The 16,627-nt window shown below is 72.0% G+C and carries 15 protein-coding genes; 7 read left to right on the top strand and 8 right to left on the bottom strand.

The genetic code is table 11. The features are described 5' to 3' along the window. Positions 1–66 precede the first annotated feature (66 nt). From ACPA54_RS11555 to ACPA54_RS11545, 3 genes are all read right to left on the bottom strand, one after another. On the bottom strand, positions 67–1,797 hold the full coding sequence (locus ACPA54_RS11555) for a serine/threonine-protein kinase (protein WP_423528656.1): 1,731 nt from the start codon (positions 1,795–1,797) through the stop codon (positions 67–69). A 448-nt stretch (positions 1,798–2,245) separates the two neighbouring features. Next, entirely contained in the window at positions 2,246–3,421 is a 1,176-nt protein-coding gene (locus ACPA54_RS11550; RefSeq protein WP_423528654.1) for a cytochrome P450, read from the bottom strand. A gap of 98 nt (positions 3,422–3,519) precedes the next feature. Continuing rightward, positions 3,520–4,119, bottom strand: a complete 600-nt coding sequence (locus ACPA54_RS11545) for a TetR/AcrR family transcriptional regulator (RefSeq protein WP_423528652.1) — start codon at positions 4,117–4,119, stop codon at positions 3,520–3,522. A 117-nt stretch (positions 4,120–4,236) separates the two neighbouring features. Between ACPA54_RS11545 and ACPA54_RS11540 the strand changes: the two genes are divergently transcribed. The 4 genes from ACPA54_RS11540 to ACPA54_RS11525 all read left to right on the top strand — a co-directional run bounded on the left by ACPA54_RS11540 (position 4,237) and on the right by ACPA54_RS11525 (position 8,704). Beyond that, entirely contained in the window at positions 4,237–5,454 is a 1,218-nt protein-coding gene (locus tag ACPA54_RS11540; protein WP_423528650.1) for a CaiB/BaiF CoA transferase family protein, read from the top strand. A 129-nt stretch (positions 5,455–5,583) separates the two neighbouring features. After that, entirely contained in the window at positions 5,584–6,273 is a 690-nt protein-coding gene (locus tag ACPA54_RS11535; RefSeq protein ID WP_423528648.1) for a nitroreductase family protein, read from the top strand. Further along, a complete protein-coding gene (locus ACPA54_RS11530) occupies positions 6,270–7,118 on the top strand; it encodes an SDR family oxidoreductase (RefSeq protein WP_423528646.1) in 849 nt (282 codons plus the stop codon). Before ACPA54_RS11535 ends, ACPA54_RS11530 begins: the two co-directional genes overlap by 4 nt. Positions 7,119–7,120: 2 nt before the next feature. After that, positions 7,121–8,704, top strand: a complete 1,584-nt coding sequence (locus ACPA54_RS11525) for an acyl-CoA synthetase (protein WP_423528644.1) — start codon at positions 7,121–7,123, stop codon at positions 8,702–8,704. 167 nt (positions 8,705–8,871) lie between these two features. On the opposite strand, the gene ACPA54_RS11520 is transcribed toward ACPA54_RS11525, so the two are convergent. The 5 genes from ACPA54_RS11520 to ACPA54_RS11500 form a co-directional block, all read right to left on the bottom strand. After that, complete coding sequence (locus ACPA54_RS11520) at positions 8,872–10,017, bottom strand: low temperature requirement protein A (RefSeq protein WP_423528642.1); 1,146 nt, start codon at positions 10,015–10,017, stop codon at positions 8,872–8,874. Between the two features lie 132 nt (positions 10,018–10,149). After that, the gene (locus tag ACPA54_RS11515; protein ID WP_423528640.1) at positions 10,150–11,067 is read right to left on the bottom strand and encodes a TauD/TfdA dioxygenase family protein; all 918 of its coding nucleotides are present in this window, start codon (positions 11,065–11,067) and stop codon (positions 10,150–10,152) included. Next, a complete protein-coding gene (locus ACPA54_RS11510) occupies positions 11,064–11,804 on the bottom strand; it encodes a TetR/AcrR family transcriptional regulator (protein ID WP_423528638.1) in 741 nt (246 codons plus the stop codon). The genes ACPA54_RS11515 and ACPA54_RS11510 overlap by 4 nt, the downstream gene beginning before the upstream one ends. Before the next feature lie 117 nt (positions 11,805–11,921). Then, positions 11,922–12,362 carry a hypothetical protein gene (locus tag ACPA54_RS11505; protein ID WP_345677010.1) on the bottom strand — a complete coding sequence of 147 codons (441 nt, stop codon included), beginning with the start codon at positions 12,360–12,362 and terminating at the stop codon, positions 11,922–11,924. A 253-nt stretch (positions 12,363–12,615) separates the two neighbouring features. After that, a complete protein-coding gene (locus ACPA54_RS11500; RefSeq protein WP_423528636.1) occupies positions 12,616–13,638 on the bottom strand; it encodes a hypothetical protein in 1,023 nt (340 codons plus the stop codon). Positions 13,639–13,938: 300 nt separating this feature from the next. Between ACPA54_RS11500 and hemL the strand changes: the two genes are divergently transcribed. Genes hemL through ACPA54_RS11485 form a run of 3 tightly spaced genes read left to right on the top strand, consistent with a single transcriptional unit; the run spans position 13,939 to position 16,604 of the window. Beyond that, positions 13,939–15,276, top strand: coding sequence for a glutamate-1-semialdehyde 2,1-aminomutase (hemL, locus tag ACPA54_RS11495; protein ID WP_423528634.1), 1,338 nt, complete (start codon positions 13,939–13,941; stop codon positions 15,274–15,276). Between the two features lie 2 nt (positions 15,277–15,278). Beyond that, the gene (locus ACPA54_RS11490) at positions 15,279–15,947 is read left to right on the top strand and encodes a histidine phosphatase family protein (protein ID WP_345677007.1); all 669 of its coding nucleotides are present in this window, start codon (positions 15,279–15,281) and stop codon (positions 15,945–15,947) included. A 57-nt stretch (positions 15,948–16,004) separates the two neighbouring features. Continuing rightward, entirely contained in the window at positions 16,005–16,604 is a 600-nt protein-coding gene (locus tag ACPA54_RS11485; protein WP_423528632.1) for a TlpA family protein disulfide reductase, read from the top strand. The last annotated feature ends 23 nt before the right edge of the window (positions 16,605–16,627 follow it).

The following is a 16,627-nucleotide window of genomic DNA, read 5'->3' as shown; positions in this document are numbered from 1 at the left end:
TCGCACACCAGTTCGGTCAGGTGAACGTCGGATGATCACCCGATCGGCCCAGCGGCTGATGCGTGCTCAGGGGCCCGTGCGGCGGAGGACGCCCTTCGGGTTTCCGGAGCCGGTGGCCTGGAGTTCGCAGGTGAGGGTGCCGTCGGGGTTGAGGGTGAGGTGGGTTTGGCCGCCGGTGACGCAGATGGCGAGGCCGCCCGCGAGGGTGGGGGGCGGGGTGGGGATGTCCTGGAGGAGGATGCCGGCGTCGGTGGGGGCGAGTTTGGCGTCGCCGGAGCAGTCGATCGGGATGATGTCGACGGTGTGGGCCTGGGTGTGGGCGACGATGCCGTTGGCGTCGGGGGTGGCGCGGAGGATGACGGTGTAAGTGGACTTCTGGCCGCGGGCGCTGGTGAGTTCGCCGGTCCAGGTGCCGGGGTAGCCGGCCGGAATCGTTCCTGCCTTGGCGGTGCTGCCGGAGGATGCCGGCTTGGACGTCGGGGCGGACGCCGTGGTGGTGGGTGTCGCGGAGTCCTTCGGCGGGGTGGCCGGGGGAGCCTCGGAGGGCCCGGCGGGGCCGTTCGTCGGTCCCGTGCGGATGGTGGGGGACTTCGGGGTGCCGGAGGGGGTGGAGTCGGCGCGGGCGATGAGGACCGAGGTGCAGACGATGGCGACGGCCGCGCTGAAGGCGGACACGTAGAGCCATGGGGTGGTGCGGCGTCGGGGTTTCGGCGCGGAGGGCGCGGATGACGCACCCGGCGACGACGCGGCCTCGAACGGGGCGTATGAGCCGGGCGGGGTGAAGGCGCCGGAGGGGTTGATGAAGCCGGAGTGGCCGGACGGGTTTGCCGGTGCGCCGGAAGGCGACGGCGTGGGCGGGTTGCTTGTGGGCCGGGGCGGGAGGCTTCCCGTTTCCGGGGCGTGGCTGTCGAGTTCGAGGAGTTCCACCGCGCGGCGGCCGAGGTCGGCGGTCAGGGGTCCGGGGAGCCAGCCGGGGGCGATGAGGGCTTCGGTGCTGCCGCCGGGGGCGAGTTGGTCGAGGATCTCCTGCGGGGTGGGGCGGTTGCCGGCGTATTTGGCGAGGCACGCGGAGATCAGGTTGCGCAGGCCGGGTGGGACGCCGCCGAGTTCGGGGGTCTTGGCGACGATGCGGAACATGAGGGCTTGGCCGTTGCCGGAGCCGAAGGGGCCTTCGCCGGTGGCGGCGAAGACGAGGACGGAGCCGAGGGAGAAGACGTCGGTGGCGGGTCCGATGTCGCGGCCGTCGACTTGTTCGGGGGACATGAAGCCGGGGGAGCCGACGGTGGCGCCGGTGCGGGTGTGGGCGCTGGCGTCGAGGGCGCGGGATATGCCGAAGTCGATGACGCGGGGGCCGTCGAGGGAGAGCAGGACGTTGGTCGGCTTGAGGTCGCGGTGGATGAGTCCGGTGCCGTGGATGGTGAGGAGCGCTTCGGCGAGGCCGGCGCCGAGGGTGCGGACGGAGTCCTCGGGGAGGGGGCCGAAGCGGTCGACGGCGGTGTAGACGGACGGGCCGGCGACGTAGCCGGTGACGAGCCAGGGTCGGGCGGCTTCGGTGTCGGCGTCGAGGACGGGTGCGGTCCAGGTGCCGGCGACGCGGCGGGCGGCGGCGACTTCGCGGCGGAAGAGTTGGCGGAAGCCGGCGTCGTCGGCGAGTTCGGGGCGGATGACTTTGACGGCGACGGTGCGGCCGCCGGGGCTGCGGCCGAGGTATACGCGACCCATGCCGCCGGCACCGAGGACCCGCAGGATGCGGTAGCCCGCGATGTCGCGCGGATCGTCCGGTTCGAGCGGCTTCACGCGGCCTGCCCCCTTGCTCCCCCGACGCGTCTGCGGATGCGTTCCCGCATCCGGGCCGGTCGTCCGGCCAGGCCCGAGGATACGTCGCGGGGGGAGGTGGCGGGCATACCTGCGGCTTGGCGGCAATCCAGCCACGCTGGTCGGATGATCGCACCGGCTGTGGGGGGTGCCCCGAAACACCACGCTTCCACGCGTCAGGCACGGGCTGCAAGCGGCTGTCCACAGGCCGGCTCACCCGCCCCACCGTCTTGTCCACAGGCCGTCAAGACGGCATAGAACGCGCCATCCGTGGTGCCGGGCGGCGGCAAGGCGGGTGCTCCCGTCCCCTGTCTTGCCGCCGCCCGGGGTTCGCGTCCCGGGAGTGAGCCCGGCGCGGTGGGCCTGGTACGGCGGGCTCGGGGCGGCGGGCTCGGCGCTGATCGCCGAGTTCCGGCCGCCTCCGGCTCCGTCAGTACGTGACCGGCATCTCCGCGATTCCGCGAATGAACGAGCTGGGGTGGTGCCGCAGTTCGGCGCCTTCTTCCAGCGAGAGGTCGGGCAGCCGCTTGAGGATCTCCTCGAAGGCGACGCGGATCTCCAGTCGGGCCAGCGACGAGCCGAGGCAGAAGTGCGGTCCGCTGCCGAACGCGATGTGGTTGTTCGGGGTGCGGAACGCGTCGAAGGTCTCCGGTTCGGTGAACAGCTCGGTGTCGCGGTTGGCGGCGCCGTAGAGCAGCAGGACGGTTTCGCCGGCCGGGATGGTCACGCCGTGCAGTTCGACGTCGCGGGTCGTCGTGCGGGCCATGTTGACGACGGGCGACACCCAGCGCAGGCACTCTTCGACGGCGGTCGGGATGAGCGACGGGTCTTCGCGGAGCCGCGTCATCTGGTCGGGGTGCTTCATGAGTTGGGCGAGGCCGCCGGAGATGACGTTGCGGGTCGTCTCGTTGCCGCCGACGAGGAGCAGCAGGGATTCGCCGATGAGTTCGCTGAAGTCGAGCTTTTCGCCGTCGATTTCGGCGTGTACGAGGATGCCGATGAGGTCGGTGGCGTCGGGGTTGGCGCGGCGGTTCTCGATGACTTTGGTGGTGTATTCGACGTATTCGGTGAAGGCTTCGCCGGCTTTGTAGCTGAGTTCGCCGCCGTCGGAGAGCATGACCATGACGTCGGCCCAGTGTTGGAGCTGGTCGAGGTGGTCGTGGTCGACGCCGAGCATTTCGCCGATCATGGTCATCGGCAGTGGTGCGGCGAACTGGCGGACGAGGTCGGCTTTGCGTTCGGGCTGGGCGAGCATGCGGGCGATGAGGGTCTTCACGATTTCCCGGACGTGGTCTTCCATGGCGTTGACCTGGCGGGGTGTGAAGCCTTTGGAGACCAGTTTGCGGCGGCGGTAGTGCTGCGGGTCGTCGGAGTCGATCATGGACGGCTGGGGGCGGCCGACGGGGCGGGAGCCGTTCGCGGAGGAGAAGATCTCGGGGTTGCGTTCGGCGAAGGAGACGTCGGCGTGGCGGGTGAGGCCCCAGGCGCCGGCTTCTTCGCTGTAGTAGACGGGGGCGTTTTCGCGGAGCCAGGTGTAGTCGGCGGAGGGGTCGCCCGCGTACCAGTCGCGGTCGAGCAGGTTTATGCGGCGCTCGGGCTCTGTCATGGTCGGGTCTCCCGTGGGCAGGTCGTGGGCGTGGTGTCACGTGTCGGCCGGGCGTCCGGCGGAGGCGGATGCCGAGGGGCAGGTGGAGCCGGCGCGGCTCACATCACGAGGCGGACCGCGGTGCGCATGAGGTCTTGGACTTCTTCGGCGCTGCGGCCGCGGTGTGAGAGGCCGAGGAGGCCGGAGAGCAGGACGTGGCCGAGGACGTGCTGGAGGTCGGCCATGCGGGCCTGGGCTTCGGGGGTGTCGGGGGTGCCGAGGGCGGTGTCGAGGATGCGTCCGAGGGAGCCTTGGAAGTTCTCGTGGGAGGCCTCGGCGGAGGGGTCGGGCGAGGTGGCGGCCTGCAGGATCGCCTCGGTGAGGAGGCGGTGTTCGGCGCTGACCTGGACGAGCCGGCAGAGCATGGTGGTGAGGCTCTCGGCGGGTTCGGCGGGGAGGGAGCGGCTGGTCAGTTCGTCGATGACTTGGCCGATCCACAGCGCGGACACCTCGCTGAGGAGGTGGTCTTTGGAGGTGAAGTAGCGGTACACCGTCGCTCGGGCCACGCCGGCGCGGTCCGCGACGTCGTGCATGGTCACGGAGGCGTATCCGCCCTCGGCGGCGAGGTCGAGGGCGGCCCTGACCAGGCGTTCGCGCCGGGCCTGCTGGTCGCGGGTGAGGGCGCGGGTCAGGGTGATCGTGGTGTTGGACGGTGCCATGGTGTGATCTTGCCTCCGCGTGAGACTGAAGTCTAGTCTGACGTCTCGTCAGATCCCGTGCATGTGTCTCACACCCCAGCGCCGGCCGACCGCGGCCCGCCGCCGACACCAGGAGGCATGGTGAGCCAGGCGTCCCCGTCCGTTACGCCCGCTTCATCCCCTGACGACGCCCCGGTCCGCTCGGGCCCGCTCGCGGGGATCCGCGTGGTGGAGTTCGTGGGCCTCGGCCCGGGACCGTTCTGCGGCATGCTGCTCGCCGACCTCGGCGCGGACGTGCTGCGGCTGGATCGGGCGGACACCGCCCGGAAGGGCTTCAACGGTCCGTCCCGCAACCCGATGAACCGCGGCAAGCGCTCCGCCGCGCTCGACCTGAAGTCGCCCGACGGCATCGCCGTGGCGCTGCGGCTGATCGGGGAAGCGGACGCGCTGATCGAGCCGTTCCGCCCCGGCGTCATGGAACGCCTGGGCCTGGGCCCGGACGTGTGCCTGGAGCGCAACCCGAAGCTGGTCTACGGCCGCCTGACCGGCTGGGGACAGGAGGGCCCGCTCGCCAAGGCCGCGGGCCACGACATCGACTACATCGCGCTCGCCGGCATGCTCGAGCCGATCGGCCGCGAAGGCCAGCCGCCGAGCATCCCGCTCAACCTCGTCGGGGACTTCGGCGGCGGCGGCCTGCTGCTCGCGTACGGCCTGGTCAGCGCCCTGCTGTCGGCCGCCCGTACGGGCCGCGGCCAGGTCGTGGACGCCGCCATGATCGACGGCGCGGCGGCGCTCGGCGCCACCTGGTTCACCATGGCGGCGAGCGGCGGCCTGGGCCCGCGCGGCACGAACCTGCTGGACGGCGGTGCGCCGTTCTACGACGTGTACGAGACCGCCGACGCGAAGTTCGTCGCGGTCGGCTCGATCGAGCCGCACTTCTGGGCCGAACTCCTGCGCCGTATCGGCCTGGCCGACGACCCGGCGTTCGAGAAGCAGTACGACCGCACCGCGTGGCCCGCGATGAAGGCGCGCCTCGCCGAGGTGTTCGCGACCCGGACCCGCGACGCGTGGTGCGAGCTGCTGGAAGGCACCGACTCGTGTTTTGCGCCGGTGCTCGCTCCGCTGGAAGCACCCGGGCATCCGCACCACGTCGCGCGCGGGACGTTCCACGACGTCGACGGCCTGCCCGAGCCGGCCCCGGCACCGCGGTTCGGCGGCACGCCCGCCGGGATCCCGGCCCGCCCGGTCAACCCGGGCCCGGCGGCGGACGGCGGCGACACCGACGCGGCGCTTGCCGCGTGGGGCCTGGACACCGACGAGATCGGCGGACTCCGCGCGTCCGGCGCGGTGGTCTGACGCGGCCCGTACCCCGGGCATCCCGCGCCGTGCGGCGCGGCCACGACGACTCGACGGGGGAAGCGGCGGCACGGCATACCCGAATGCCGGGCCGCCGCGCGCTCGACGGCCATCCACGCAAGGAGATCCATGGACATCCACGAGGCGCTGTACACGACCCGGGCGATGCGCCGGGTCAAGCCCGACCCCGTCCCGCACGACGTGCAGGCCCGCATCCTGGACGCCGCGGTGCGCGCGCCGAGCGGCGGCAACTCGCAGGGCTGGCGGTTCCTGCTGGTCGACTCGCCCGAGGTGAAGGCGCAGATCGGTCCGCTGTACCGGGAGGCGATGGCCGCCCTGTGGGAGACCCTGTACGCGCCGAAGATCGCCGCGGCGCACGCCGATCCGGATGCGGCCGAGTCGAAGCAGTTCCTGCGCGTGCAGCGTTCGTCGCAGTGGCTGGCGGACAACTTCGAGCAGGTGCCGTTGTTCCTGTTCGGCTTCGTGCAGCACGACCCGACGGGCGGCTCGATCTTCCCGGCGGTGTGGAGCGCGCAGCTCGCCGCGCGTGCGGAGGGCGTCGGTTCGGCGCTGACCGCGGTGCTGGGCATCGCGCACCGGCAGCAGGTGATGGACATCCTCGGTGTGCCGGCCGACCAGGGCTGGCACATGTCGTGCTGCGTGTCGTTCGGCTACCCGACGGGCCGGTGGGCGGTCGCGCCGCGTACGGCCGCGCACGAGGTGGCGTTCCGCAACGGCTGGGGTGCCCCGGTCGGCTTCGAGATCCCCGAACCCCTGTGGCCGGCGAAGGCCGAGACCTCCGAAGGAGACCCCCGATGAGCACTTCCCTTCCCCTTTCCGGTTCGGCGGCGTTCGTCTCGGGCGGCGGCAGCGGCATCGGCCTGGGCTGCGCGGTGCGGTTCGCCGCGGACGGCGCGCACGTGCTCATCGCGGGCCGCAGCGAGGACCGCCTGAAGAACGCGGTGGCGGAGATCGCCAAGACCGCCGCGCCCGGCGTGCAGGTCGGGTACGCGGTCGCGGACGTGACCGACGAGGAGCAGGTCAAGGCGGCGGTGGCGAAGACCGCCGAACTCGGTCCGATCAAGGCCGTGGTGGCGTCTGCGGGCGGCAACTCGACGATGGGCCCGGTTACCCAGATCGACACGCAGCGGTGGCGGGACACCGTCGAGCTGAATCTCACCGGCACGATGCTGGTGCTCAAGCACACCGCGCCGCACATGGTGCGGGCGGGCGGCGGTTCGTTCGTGGCGATCTCGTCGGTGGCGTCGTCGAACACGCACCGCTGGTTCGGGGCGTACGGCGTTTCGAAGGCCGGCATCGACCACTTCGTGCAGCTGGCCGCGGACGAGCTGGGTCCGAGCGGGGTGCGCGTGAACAGCATCCGGCCGGGTCTGGTGCGCACCGACATGGTGCAGATGATCACCGACGGCGGGCCGCTGCTGGAGGACTACCTGGCGTGTACGCCGCTGGGCCGGTTCGGCGAGACCGAGGAGATCGCGGCGCTGGCCGCGTTCCTGGTCGGCCCGGAGTCGGCGTGGCTGACCGGTAACGCGATCAACGTGGACGGCGGGCACCACCTGCGCCGCGGCCCGGACTTCCGCAGCGTGCTGGAGCCGGTGTTCGGCGCGGACGGGCTGCGCGGCGTGGTCGGCGAGGGGAGCTGAGCGTGGCGGAGCGGACGTTCAACCTGGCCGACCTTTACGAAGTCCTTGCCGACACGTGTCCGGAGCGGCTCGCGCTGGTCGCGGGCGAGGTGCGGCTGACGTATCGGGAGCTGGACGAGCGCGGTACCCGGGTGGCGCATGCGTTCCTCGCGGCGGGCCTGGAGCCCGGCGACCACGTGGGCGTGTACGCGCGCAACCGGGCGGAGTGGCTGGAGTCGATGCTCGGCGCGTTCAAGGCACGCGTCGTCCCGATCAACATCAACTTCCGCTATGTCGAGGACGAGCTGCGGTACATCGTCGACAACGCGGACCTGAAGGCGCTCGTCGTCGAACGCACCTACCTGCCGAAGGTCGCCGCGGTGCGCGCCGACGCGCCGCTGCTGACGACGGTGTTCTGGCTGGACGACGAGAGCCGCGTCCCGGTCGATCCGGCGACGCCGGGCCTGCGGTCCTACGCGGACGCGGTCGCCGAGGCGTCCGTGGAGCGGGACTTCGGGCCGCGTTCCGCCGACGACCGGTACATGGTCTACACGGGCGGCACCACGGGCTTCCCGAAGGGCGTCGAGTGGCGGGCCGAGGACATCTTCTTCGGTGCGCTCAGCTACGGCAGCGACCCGCTGAACGTGCCCGAGGACATCGCGGTGCACGCCGAGCGCCCGCCGCTGGTGCAGATGCTGACCACGCCGCTGATGCACGGCAACGGCCAATGGGTCACCTGGATCACGCTGTTCCGCGCCGGGACCGCGGTCATGTGGACGGGGCACCGCTACGACCCGGCGGAGATCCTCCGCTCGGTCGAACGCGAGGGCGCCACCACGATGATGCTGGTGGGCGACGCGATGGCCCGGCCGATCGCCGACGAGATCGCGCGCGGCGGCTACGACGTGTCCGCGCTCAAGGTCGTCGGTTCGGGCGGTGCGCTGCTGTCGCCCGCGGTCAAGGACCAACTGCGGGAGCTGGTGCCGGGCTTGTTCATCTCGGACGGGTTCGGTGCGTCCGAGTTCGGCGCGGGCAGCGCGCAGAACGCGGAGGGCCGGTTCCCGCTCAAGCCGCAGACCGCGGTGCTCGGCGACGACCTGAAGCCGGTCGCGCCGGGGGAGACCGGGCGGCTCGCCCGTACCGGCTACATCCCGGTCGGCTACTACAAGGACGCCGTCAAGACCGCCGCCACGTTCCCCGTCGACGCCGACGGGGTGCGCTGGGTGGTGCCGGGCGACTACGCCCGGGTCGAGGACGACGGCACGGTGACGCTGCTCGGCCGCGGTTCGGTGTGCATCAACACCGGCGGCGAGAAGGTGTACCCGGAGGAGGTCGAAGGCGTCCTCAAGTCGCATCCGGCGGTGTACGACGTGGTCGTGGTCGGCGTCCCGGACACCCGGTTCGGCGAACGGGTCGCCGCGGTCGCGTCGCTGCGCGACGGCCACCACGTGAGCGTCGACGAGCTCGCCGCGCACAGCAGGGCGCACATCGCCGGCTACAAGGTGCCGCGCGACCTCGTGGTCGTCGACGCCGTCCCGCGGTCGCCCGCGGGCAAGCCGGATTACCGGTGGGCCAAGCGGGTGGCGACCGAGGCCGCCGCGAACTGAGCCGTCCCGGAGGCAGGTTCGGCCACGGACTGGGCAGCGGTTTCGGCCACAGGGTCGGAAGGGATCCCGGGTCGGGAGCGGTCGGCGGGCCGCTCCCGACCCGGGATGCCGCCGGAAGCCACGGGGCAGTTCGCGGCCCCGAGCCGCACGTCACCCGCCGCCGCACGTCACCCGGCGGTGTCCGGGTCCGGATAGCGCTGGGCTTCCATCGCGCCCGCGACGGTCAGCACGGCCACGATCGCGGCGGTCTCCGCGAGCGCGGACGCGAACATGCCCAGCGGAATCGTCGCGGCGAGCGACACGACCGCGGCGACCCGGTAGCCGTTCGGGCCGATGCCGAACGTCCAGCGGGTGACCACGTTCGTGGCCAGAAACAGTGCCAGGCCGCCCGCGAGCGTCACCGCCTGCGCGGCGTCGAGCCGGTCGGCGGGGTGCGCGACGGCGCTCTTGACGCCCGCGGCGAACAGCAGGATGCCGAGCAGCAGCGCATAGTGGCCGACGCCGAACACGGTCAGGCCGCGCAGGTTGCGCGACCGGGTCGGCAGCGCGTCCAGCACGGCGGTGGCGCGGGCGTCTTCGTCGTCGCCGAAATTCGCCCACCACAAGGCGAAGCCCAGTGCGAGGGTGAGCACGGCCGTCGCGATGACTTTGAGGTCGAGGTCGAGTGCCTGCGCGCCCGCGCCGATCGCGATCACCGATTCGCCGAGCGCGATCATCACGACCAGGCCGTGGCGCTCCACGAAGTGCCCGGCGGTCAGCGGGAAGTCGAGCGCGCCGGTGAGGTGCGGCGCGGCCAGTTGGACGCCCACGGCACCCGCCCACAGCGCGAGCTGCAGGGTGCCTTCGAGGTAGGCGCCGGTGACGACGAGCGCCGCCGACACGGCGTCGAACGGCAGTACGCGCAGCACCGCCGCCCGGCTCGCACCCGACGCCGGGAAGAGTGCGACGTGCACGATCGCCACTGTCAGATAGCCCCAGCCGAACGCGGTGGAGCTGCTGTCGTCGTCGAACGCGTGGGGAACGGCGAGGGACACGACGAGGAATCCGGCCATCGCGATGCCCAGCAGGCCGCGGCGCAGCGGGGTGCTCGGCGGGGCGGCGTTGGTGATCCGTACGAAGCCGCTGTAGAGCGTCCACAGGGCGGCGAGCATGATCACCACGCGGGTGATGCCGGTCAGGTTGAGGTCGTGGGAGACCGCGGCGGACAACTGTGTGACGCTGAAGACGAAGACCAGGTCGAAGAACAGCTCCAGCGTGGAGACGCGTTCCGAGGACTGCACGGCTTGGGCCGTACCGGACTTGGAGAGGGCCACGGCGTCATTATCCGGCGGGAATCGTGCTGCGGTGCGGGGTACGCGCTTCCCGCGCGTACCCCGCTCCCCTGTTCGCGGGCCCGGCCCGGCCCGCGACGGGCCGGTTGCCGGCCGTTCGCCGGCCGGTTCCGGTCAGCTGTCGAGCGCGTGGGACTCGAACCCGTCGGGGCCCTTGGGGAGGTCGCCGGCGATGGTGATGCGCTGCATCGAGCGGTGCATGCCCGCCGGGATGTCGGTGGGCACCAGGTGCGCGGTGGCGCGGTTGTCCCAGAACGCGATGCTGCCCGGCTGCCAGCGGAAGCGCACGGTGAACTCGGCGTCCGTCAGGTGCTCGTAGAGCATCGCGAGGAGGTGGCGGCTCTCGTTGCGGGAGAGTTCGACGATGTGGCTGGTGAAGTTCGGGTTGACGAACAGGATCTTCTCGCCGGTCTCGGGGTGCACGCGGACCACGGGGTGGACCGAGCGGAGGCCGTCGCCGAGGAACTGCTTGGCGAGCTTGCTGGGCAGGTCGCCGCGCTTGATGGGCAGCGCGTTGTGGTGGACGGCGTGGAGGCCGTCGATCATCGCCTTGACCGGCTCGGACAGGCGGTCGTAGGCGACGACGAGGTTGGTCCACTGGGTGTCGCCGCCGTAGGGCGGTACGACCACGCCGCGCAGGATCGACCCCATGGGCGGGGCGGGGATGAAGGTGACGTCGGTGTGCCAGCGGCTTTCCACCGTGCCGCCGCCGCCCATGCCTCCGCCGCCGCCCATCTGCTGGTTGTCCAGCAGGAGGATCTGCGGGTAGTCGGGGAACTGCGACGGCAGCGTCGGGTGCGCCTTGGTCGGTTCGCCGAACGCCTGGGCGAAGGCGAGGTGCTGGGCCTGGGTGAGGTCCTGGTCGCGGAAGAACACGACCTTCCAGGCGAGCAGCGTGGCGCGGATTTCCGCGACGAGTTCGGGGGTGAGCGGCTGCGACAGGTCGACGCCGAGGATTTCGGCGCCGATGTGGCCGGCCATGGGGCGTATGTCGAGCCCGAGTTCGGATGCGGTGGTGGGGGCTGTGGTCACGAGGCGGTCCTCCGGTGTCGGTGCAGGGCCGCACGGGTCTCCGCGGAGGAGGGCGCGGCGGCGAGGGCGACGGCGGTGTCGGTCAGGTCGGACAGGAAGACCTGACGGTCGGTCAAGGTCGTGGCGCGGCCGTACTGGATGAGCGTTTCGCGGTTGGCGAGCGCGTGCGCCACGTAGCCGGCCAGCCGCGACCAGCGGTCGTCGACCAGTTCGGCGGGCAGCGGGTCGGGGCCGGCGGTGAAGAGCGCGGCGAGGCGGGTGCGGACGACGTGCACGCCGCGCGTCCACGCCTCGCGGCCCAAGTCGGTGGCGGCAATGCCTTCGAGCAGGCCGGCGTTCATGGAGAACCGCAGGTACCAGGTCGGCCTGCCGGGATCGCCGACGGCTTCCGCGAGCGGGTAGATGTAGGCCTCGACGAGGGCGCGCAGGTCGTGGCCGCGGCCGTCCCGGTCGAGTTCGTCGAGGAAGGCGAGCCGGCGGTTGTTGATGGGTTCCATGCGGTAGCGGAAGATCGCGTCCACCAGGGCTTCCTTGGAGCCGAAGTGGTAGCGCGCGGCGGCGGTGTTGCGCTGGCCGGCCTGGGTGCCGATCTCGCGCAGCGACACGCCGTTGACGCCGCGTTCCGCGAAGAGCCGTTCGGCGACCTCGATCATGCCGAGGCGTGCGGCGGCGCCGCGGCCGGATCCCACCGCATCGAGGCTGTCGAGGGTGGTGTCGAGGTTCGTCGGCTCGCTCATGGCCAGACGTTAAAGCGGGCGGTTTAATAACTCAAGTGGGTTAGCCAAGTTTTTTGACGGTACGTCAAAGGGCGCCTTCCCGGTGGGGAAGGCGCCCTGGGCGGCGTCAGCCGTGTGTCACGAATGCATCAGGCAGTACAACTGGTCGCCCGCGCGGTGGAGTTCGTGGGCGAACGCGGTCCAGTCGTGCAGCATGCGGTACAGCAGGTAGGCGTCCCGCGGGATCCGCCGGTCCGGCACCGTCGACCATATGAACGCCGCGGCGCCCAACTCCTCGTCCGTCGCGTTCCGCAGCACTTCCAGCAGGATCGGCGGCAACTGCATGACCGCGTGCGCCGGGTGCAGCACCACCAGTTCGAGCGGCGGCGTGGCCTCGCGCGGGGTGTCGCCGAGCAGCGACAGCACCATCGCGCTGACCGTCTCCGGCTTCACGTTGCTGATGTAGGAGTTGCTGGGGCGTTCGCGCGGTTCGTACGGGTCGAGGGGATCGATGAGCGGAGGGACTCGAGCGGCGGCGGCGCGGTCCGGCGCGCCGAAGTACTCGTACGTCACTCCCACCGGCCGCCTCCTTTCGAACTTCCGCCGTGCTGCCGTGCCTGCATGCCGTGCACTGTGCTGCCGTGTCCTGTGCCGCCGTGTCCGCTACCGCGGTGAACCGTGCTGCCGTGAGCTGGGGGGTGGGGGCGCCCGGACGTGCCGGGAGGGCGTCCCACGGATGATCGTCCCAGGTCGGAGGGGTGTCGGGCACGAAGGTTAGGTAACAGGTGTGCACCACTCCTCACCGCCGGGAACCGGCATTCCCGATGGGGCGTCAGGGACCTCCCGCGGCCGCGGCCAGCTCGGCGAACTCGCCTTGCTGCAAAGCCTGGTCGAAGATGCGGAAGCGATCGTTCCGGCCCACTGCGGTCACCCGCACCGCACCGCCGGCCGCTGCCACCTCGATGTCCGACACCGCCTCGCCCCACGGCATTCCGTTCTTCAAGCGGTGCTCCGGTGCGAAGAATTCCCGCACCCGGTCCAGGTCCTGCGCCGAACTGCCGGGCAGGCACAGCACCTGCGTGACCGGCCGGCCCTTCGCGCCGCGGAAGCCGACCGCGATCGGCGCCGTGCCGCCGCCGTCCGGCCGCGGTCCGGCGATCTCCGCGGCCAGCACGTCGCCGAGGCAGGCCGCCAACGACTTGTACGGTTCCGCGTCGCCCAGTGTCCTGCCCTTCCCGGTGTCCGCCGCGGCGACCTCCGCCGCGCCGCCGCCGTGCACGAGCGTCGCGCCGTCCACCCGCACCACGTTGAACACGGCGAGCGCCTCCGGCACCGCGGCGGTCTCCAGGCTTATTTGGTAGTCGGGCGCGGTGCGCCACTGCGTGCCGGCCGAGGCGGTGTGCTCCCGCGCGGCCTTCGCGGCGGCGAGCCGCTCCTCCACCACGGAGAGCCTGAGTCCGCCGGACAGCACGGTGGCCTGCTTCGGCGCGGCGCCCGCCGTCCACGTGCGGTCGGCGTCGCGCGGGTCGAAGCCGTACACGGGCGGCAGCAGGTCGGCGAACTTCCCGTCCTCGGCCAGGCCGGCGATCTGCGCGTACGGGCCGAGGCGCCCCGCGTCGCCGTTGGCGGCGCGCAGCCCGGCGAGGTCGGCGTAGGTGAACCACGTGCGGGTGTCGGGGGTGTCGGCGACCCGGTCGAGTGCGCCGCGGACCCCGCCTGCGGCGGAGTCCTTCGCGCCCTTGCCGTCGCCGCCGCAGGCCGTCGCGGCCACCATCAGCAGCGCGGCCAGCGCCGCACCCGTCGCGAGACGTCGTCGACCACCGGACCAAACGCCCGTCCGCGTCCTGCCCGCCACGCGCACCCCGCATGCCCTGTAACTGCCCTGAAACCCGCGCCGCCCATGCCCGACCGCCCGGCCGCCGGGGAGTGTGGGACTCACGTGACGGCAGATGACGGATCGTCTGATAATACCGACCTGTTCCGGGCTGTAGTCGTCGCCCGGCGGGTTGATTTTGCCGACATCGACGGAGACATCCGGCTGGGGCGCGCCGGAGGCGTGCGCGGGGAGGCGGGTTCGGGTGCGGCGTGCCGACACGTGTGACCGGCACCGGGAGCGGCGGTCCGGGCTCCGCGCGCGCAGTGAGACCATGGCGGGGTGAGCCCAGTCAGCGACCTCCCGTCCTACCCGTCCGACGCACCCGCCTCGCAGGCGCTCTTCGACCGCGCCCGCGCGGTCACGCCCGGCGGCGTCAACTCCCCGGTCCGGGCCTTCCGCGCGGTCGGCGGGACGCCCCGCTTCATGGCGTCCGGCCGCGGCCCCTACCTCACCGACGCCGACGGCCGCGAGTACGTCGACCTGGTGTGCTCGTGGGGCCCGATGATCCTCGGCCACGCCCACCCCGCGGTGGTCGACGCGGTCACCGCCGCCGTCGCCCGCGGGACCTCCTTCGGCACCCCCGGCGAAGGCGAGGTGGAACTCGCCGAGGAGATCGTCGCCCGCATCGCGCCGGTCGAGCAGGTGCGGCTGGTCACCTCCGGCACCGAGGCGACGATGTCCGCGATCCGCCTCGCCCGCGGCTTCACCGGCCGCGCCAAGGTGGTCAAGTTCGCCGGCTGCTACCACGGCCACGTCGACGCGCTCCTCGCCTCGGCCGGGTCCGGCCTGGTCACCTTCGGCCTCCCGGACACCCCCGGGGTGACCGGTGCGCAGGCGGGCGACACGCTGGTCCTCCCCTACAACGACCTCGACGCGGCCAAGGCCGCCTTCGCCGCGCACGGCGGCGAGATCGCCTGTGTCATCACCGAGGCCGCCCCCGGCAACATGGGCGTCGTCACCCCCGCGCCCGGCTTCAACGCCGGCCTCGCGGAACTGTGCCGGGCGCACGGCGCGCTGTTCGTGTCCGACGAGGTCATGACCGGATTCCGGGTGTCCAAGGCGGGCTGGTTCGGCATCGAGGGCGTCACCCCCGACCTGCTGACCTTCGGCAAGGTCATGGGCGGCGGCTTCCCCGCGGCGGCGTTCGGCGGCCGCGCCGACGTCATGGCGCACCTCGCCCCGGCCGGGCCGGTCTACCAGGCCGGCACGCTCTCCGGGAACCCGGTCGCCACCGCGGCCGGCGTCACCACGCTGCGGAACTGCACCGACGCCGTCTACGCACACCTCGACCGGGCCTCCGCGACGCTGCGCGACGCGGTGTCCGCGGCGCTCGCCAAGGAAGGCGTCGCGCACACCGTCTCGAACGCCGGGAACATGTTCTCGGTCTTCTTCACCGGCACGCCGGTGTGGGACTACGACGACGCGCGCGGCCAGGAAGCGTTCCGCTACTCGGCGTTCTTCCACGCGATGCTCGACGCCGGGGTCTACCTCCCGCCGAGCGCTTTCGAAGCGTGGTTCCTGTCCGCGGCGCACGACGACGCCGCTCTCGACCGTATCCTCGACGCGCTGCCGCAGGCCGCCCGCGCCGCGGCCCAGGCGACCCCGGAGGGCAACTGAGCATGGCCGGCCGTTCCTCGCACGACGTCACGATCGTCCACCTGATGCGCCACGGTGAGGTGCACAACCCGGAAGGCGTGCTGTACGGGCGCCTGCCCGGCTACCGCCTGTCCGAACTCGGCGTGAAGATGGCCGAGCGCGTCGCCGACCACCTCGCCGGGCGCGACATCACGCACGTCGTCGCCTCGCCCCTGGAGCGCGCCCAGGAGACCGCCGCGCCGATCGCCGCCCGGCACGGCCTGGAGGTCGCCGAGGACGAGCGGCTCATCGAGGCCGCGAACATCTTCGAAGGCAAGACCTTCGGCGTGGGCGACGGCTCGCTGCGCAAGCCGGAGTACTGGAAGTACCTGCGCAACCCCCTCAAGCCGTCCTGGGGCGAGCCCTACATCGAGCAGGTCGTCCGCGTCATGGGCGCCCTCGGCCGGGCCCGCGACCTGGCCCGCGGCCACGAGGCGGTCTGCGTGAGCCACCAGCTGCCGATCTGGGTGACCCGCTCCTTCGTCGAACGCCGCCGCCTGTGGCACGACCCGCGCAAGCGCCAGTGCTCCCTCGCGTCGCTGACCACGTTCACCTACGAAGGCGACAAGATCGTCTCGGTCGGCTACAGCGAACCCGCCCGCGACCTCCTCCCCCCGAAACTGGCCGCCCAGGCCAAGCAGTTCGGGGCCTGACCGCAGCCCGACCGGACCCCGTGCAGGGGCCGGAACACCCCATGCGAAACTTTTCACATGCTCACACGTAGCCCGCGTCGCCGCGCCGCCGTCGCCGTCGCCGCCGTTCTGACCGCCGCCACCGCGCTCGCCGGATGCTCGTCCGGCGGCGGCGGGAAGAACACCGGCGGCGACCAGCAGGGCTACGTGTCCGGGGACGGGATCAAGCGGGTCTCCGCGGACAAGCGCGAGAACGCGCCCGGGGTGTCCGGCAAGACCCTGGACGGCAAGGACGTCGCCCTCGCGGACTTCAAGGGCAAGATCGTCGTCCTCAACGTGTGGGGCTCGTGGTGCTCGCCCTGCCGGGGCGAGGCACCGAACCTGCAGAAGGTGTACGACGCCACCAAGGACTCCGGCGTGGTGTTCCTCGGCATCAACACGCGCGACTCGACGCAGGAGAACGCCAAGTCGTTCGAGGAGCGCTACGGCATCACCTATCCGAGCATCTGGGATCCGGAAGGGCGCCAGATCCTCAAGTTCAAGGGCAACCTCAACCCGCAGGCCATCCCCAGCACGCTGGTGATCGACCAGGACGGGAAGATCGCCGCGCGCGCACTGAGCGCGGTGACCGAGGCCGACCTGCGTTCGATGATCGACCCGCTGCTGAACGGGAACTGACGTCGTGCTGGTCGCCGCGGCGC

The organism is Uniformispora flossi (assembly GCF_049534875.1).
In the GTDB taxonomy this organism is placed as follows: domain Bacteria; phylum Actinomycetota; class Actinomycetes; order Streptomycetales; family Streptomycetaceae; genus Yinghuangia; species Yinghuangia aomiensis.
This window is presented reverse-complemented; position numbering and strand designations above follow the sequence as displayed.